The following is a 3,827-nucleotide window of genomic DNA, read 5'->3' as shown; positions in this document are numbered from 1 at the left end:
GTTATATACGGTAAACTAAAGGGGATGTTTGTAGATATACCGCTTTTTCAAGAAGAGAAAACTCTTCTAAAAAATGAGCAGGGGGATGAGTTTGAGATAGTTATAAATTCTCAGGGAAACAGTGAACTCTATCTGGAAAAGCCAATGAACCTTATACCTAAATTAGATGAACTTCTAGATGCTGGAGTAGATGAGCTGGTACTTTCTTTTACAGATGAATCAGAAGAAGAAACAGAGGAAATTTTGTATTCCTTAAAAACTAAAACAGGAGAGTATAATCCTTATAATTTTCAAAGAGGAGTTTACTAAGGAGTGAAATAGATGAAGAAGAAAACAGTAAAAAATCTGGCCACATGTTTTGGGCTGGGGGATCTGCCTAAAGCCCCGGGAACCTTTGGAACCCTGGGAGGAATACCGATATTCATAGGACTCACATTTATCAGAAGATTTTTTCCAAATAACATGGTCTACAACTCATTTTATTTTATGTTTCTGATTACACTTTTTGCAGTGGCAGTCTATGTGTCGGATATATGCGAGAGGGAGATATACAGGGAGAAAGATCCTCAAAATGTAGTAATAGACGAGGTGCTGGGATTTCTGACGACACTGTTTCTAATAAATCCAGTAGGAGTAGTCCAGAATATATTGGCAATATTCCTAGGGTTTGTTATTTTCAGAATACTGGATATAACAAAAATAGGACCTATATATAAGTCTCAGATGTTTGGACATGGTGTAGGTGTTGTTTTGGATGACTTTTTGGCGGGAATAATCGGAAACTTTATCATGGTATGCATCTGGACTATTTTCTTTTAGTAAAGGCGGAGTAAGTTTATGAAAGCATTTATTATTTTGGTAGGAACAGAGCTTTTGAGCGGAATGACAGTGGACACAAACAGCCTGTTTATGGCAGAAGAACTAAATAAATATGGCATTGAAATAGGATCTAAGATCACCGTTGGGGACAATATAGAAGAGATAATAAAGGCTATTGAATTTGGGAAAAGCCAGAGTGACCTCATAATAATGTCAGGGGGACTAGGACCTACAATGGATGACCTGACCAAAGAAGCCAAAGCCAAGTATCTGGGTAAAAAGCTGATGGTGGACCCGGAAGAGTATGAAGAACTTAAGGAAAAATTTAAGAGCAGAGGAATAGAACTTCTGGAGAATAATGTAAAAGAGGTAGAAAAGCCAGAAGGAGCAGTAAGCTTTGGAAACGGAGCAGGAATGGCTCCGGGAATATATATAGATGGGATAGCAGCTTTTCCAGGGATACCCAGGGAGCTTTATAATCTATTCCCAAAATTTATGGATTATTATGCAAAAGAAAACAATCTGGAAGATGAGATCTATATAAAAGATATCCTGGTCTGGGGGATACCTGAATCCCATCTGGAAAAAAAAATAAAGAACTTTTTTGATGAAAAAGAGATTTTTTATGAGTTTCTGGTAAAGGACTATGGAATAATAGTAAGGCTTCAGACAAAGGAGAGCTCAAAAAATCTAGTAGAAAAAATAGTAGAAAAAATATATAATGAAATAGGTCATAATGTAATAGGTGAGGATGGAAAAAGGATTCAGGACAGCGTAGTGTCTCATCTAAAAACACTAGATTATAATATTTCTCTTGCAGAATCTTGTACTGGAGGCCAGATAGCTTCGATGCTCGTGGAAGTCTCAGGTGTTTCCAAGGTGTTTTTTGAAGGGATAGTATGCTACAGTAATGATTCTAAGATAAAGAGGCTGGGAGTAAGTCCGGAAACACTAAAAGTTTACGGCGCCGTAAGCCATGAAACTGCCATGGAAATGCTGGCAGGACTAGAAGGAGACGTGGCTATAGCCACAACAGGAATAGCAGGACCTGAAGGCGGGACTAAGGATAAACCTGTGGGGACAGTGTATATAGGGGTTCGTATTTTAGATGAATACCATATAAAAAAATATGAATTTAAAGGTGATAGAGAAAGAATAAGAAAATATTCATCTATGACCGCTTTGTTTAAATTACTTAAAATGCTTGAAAAGAGGGTGGAATATTAATGTCATTAGGAGAAAGAATAAAAAAAAATAGAAATGAAAAAGGATTATCACTGAGAGATTTGGCAGGAAGAGTGGACTTGTCAGCAAGTTTTTTGTCTCAGATAGAGCAGGGAAAAGCCTCTCCATCCATAGAAAATCTTAAAAAAATAGCTAACTGCCTTGATGTGAGGGTAAGTTATCTAATAGAAGATGATGAAGTGAAGAAAAATACCGATATAATCAGAAAAGACGAAAGACACTTTATAGAAAGTATAGACTCTAACACAAAGATATCACTGCTTACATCTTCGGATATTGAGAAAAACATGGAACCTATTCTTTATGAGATATATCCAGGAGGAGAAAGCGGAAGAGACTATTATACACATCCTGGAGAAGAATTTATCTTTATACTAGAGGGAACCTTGGAGATATATATAAATGATACGATACATTCACTTAATGAAGGAGACAGCCTTTATTTTAAATCCAGCCAAAAACACAGATTTGTAAATAACGGGGACAAAGTAGCCAGAGCTCTATGGGTGGTAACACCTCCCACTTTTTAAGTACCTACTGAACATATAAGGAGATAAAATGCGTGAAAAAGCCAGAAAAATAAAAATAATCGTGCTTGATGTAGACGGGACTCTGACTGACGGCAAACTATACATAGATAATAACGGAGTAGAAACCAAGGCCTTTAACGCAAAAGACGGAATGGCCATAGCTCAGGGTATAAAATACGGAATGAAGTTTGCCATCGTGACAGGTAAAAACTCTCAGATAGTGAAGACAAGAGCCCAGGAACTGGGAATAGAAGAGATATATCAGAAAGTGTCAAACAAGATAAAAGTTCTGGATGAAATACTGGAAAAAAATGGACTCGCCTACGAAGAAGCAGCATATATGGGAGACGATATAAACGATATCCCGGCTATAATGAGGGCAGGAATGACAGGGGCTCCCTCAGATTCCTCAAATGACATACTGCAAATGGTTGACTTCAGAGCTTCCTCTAAAGGAGGAAAAGGTGCTGTAAGAGAGTTTGTAGAATATATTCTGAGAGAGAACGGAATCTGGGAAAAAATTCTAAATGACTACAGAAGCAAAAAATAAAGAGGCTGTGGAGGAGATACTATGAAAATTGAAGTAAAAGTTCTTAATGTACAGAGGCTCACAAAATTATTTATTGCATCTAGCAGATGGCTCTCTAAATATGCTGACGTATTGAATGATCTAAATGTATATCCTGTACCAGACGGGGATACAGGGACTAATATGTCAATGACCCTTCAAGCTGTGGAAAATGAACTGGTAAAACTGAATCATGAACCGGATATGGAAGAGTTTTGTGAAATTGTGTCAGAAGCTATACTTTTAGGGGCCAGAGGAAATTCAGGAACTATTCTTTCGCAGATAATACAAGGGTTTTTATCTGGAGTATCCCATACGGAAAATGTCACTGTAGATGATGCAGTAGTGGCTTTTAGAAAAGCAAAAGAAAAAGCCTATCAGTCAGTAACAGAGCCTGTAGAAGGAACCATACTTACGGTAATAAGGGAAGTATCTGAAGAGGCTGAAAAATACACTGGACCTAAAGATGACTTTATACTTTTCCTGGCTCACCTTAAAAATGTAGCTGCTCAGTCTGTGGAGGAGACCCCGAATCTGCTTCCTAAGCTGAAAGAAGCCGGGGTTGTAGATGCTGGCGGAAAAGGGATGTTTTATATCCTGGAAGGTTTTGAAAAATCTGTAACAGACCCAGAGATGCTGAAAGACCTAGAGAGGATAGTTCAGTC

Annotated in this window: 5 protein-coding genes and 1 pseudogene; all 6 read left to right on the top strand. The window is 37.8% G+C overall.

What is annotated here, in order from left to right; translation table 11 throughout:
• A pseudogene (locus tag ABZA26_RS09800) lies at positions 1-309 on the top strand (protease); the annotation flags it as partial.
• A 12-nt stretch (positions 310-321) separates the two neighbouring features.
• Entirely contained in the window at positions 322-819 is a 498-nt protein-coding gene (locus ABZA26_RS09795) for a phosphatidylglycerophosphatase A (RefSeq protein WP_372714339.1), read from the top strand.
• A gap of 18 nt (positions 820-837) precedes the next feature.
• Positions 838-2,046 (top strand): CinA family nicotinamide mononucleotide deamidase-related protein, encoded by a 1,209-nt coding sequence (locus ABZA26_RS09790; RefSeq protein ID WP_372714338.1) that lies wholly within the window; start codon positions 838-840, stop codon positions 2,044-2,046.
• Positions 2,046-2,594, top strand: a complete 549-nt coding sequence (locus ABZA26_RS09785; protein ID WP_372714337.1) for a helix-turn-helix domain-containing protein — start codon at positions 2,046-2,048, stop codon at positions 2,592-2,594. The genes ABZA26_RS09790 and ABZA26_RS09785 overlap by 1 nt, the downstream gene beginning before the upstream one ends.
• A 28-nt stretch (positions 2,595-2,622) precedes the next feature.
• Positions 2,623-3,144 carry a KdsC family phosphatase gene (locus tag ABZA26_RS09780; RefSeq protein WP_372714336.1) on the top strand — a complete coding sequence of 174 codons (522 nt, stop codon included), beginning with the start codon at positions 2,623-2,625 and terminating at the stop codon, positions 3,142-3,144.
• Positions 3,145-3,165: 21 nt separating this feature from the next.
• Positions 3,166-3,827: DAK2 domain-containing protein (locus tag ABZA26_RS09775; RefSeq protein WP_372714335.1), on the top strand; the 662-nt coding region annotated here is incomplete at its 3' end.

The organism is Ilyobacter sp., from assembly GCF_041583315.1.
In the GTDB taxonomy this organism is placed as follows: Bacteria; Fusobacteriota; Fusobacteriia; order Fusobacteriales; family Fusobacteriaceae; genus Ilyobacter.
This window is presented reverse-complemented; position numbering and strand designations above follow the sequence as displayed.

Coding starts and splice junctions, on each gene's coding strand:
- ABZA26_RS09795 (WP_372714339.1), top strand. CDS start 322: ATGAAGAAGAAAACAGTAAAAAATCTGGCCACATGTTTTGGGCTGGGG.
- ABZA26_RS09790 (WP_372714338.1), top strand. CDS start 838: ATGAAAGCATTTATTATTTTGGTAGGAACAGAGCTTTTGAGCGGAATG.
- ABZA26_RS09785 (WP_372714337.1), top strand. CDS start 2,046: ATGTCATTAGGAGAAAGAATAAAAAAAAATAGAAATGAAAAAGGATTA.
- ABZA26_RS09780 (WP_372714336.1), top strand. CDS start 2,623: ATGCGTGAAAAAGCCAGAAAAATAAAAATAATCGTGCTTGATGTAGAC.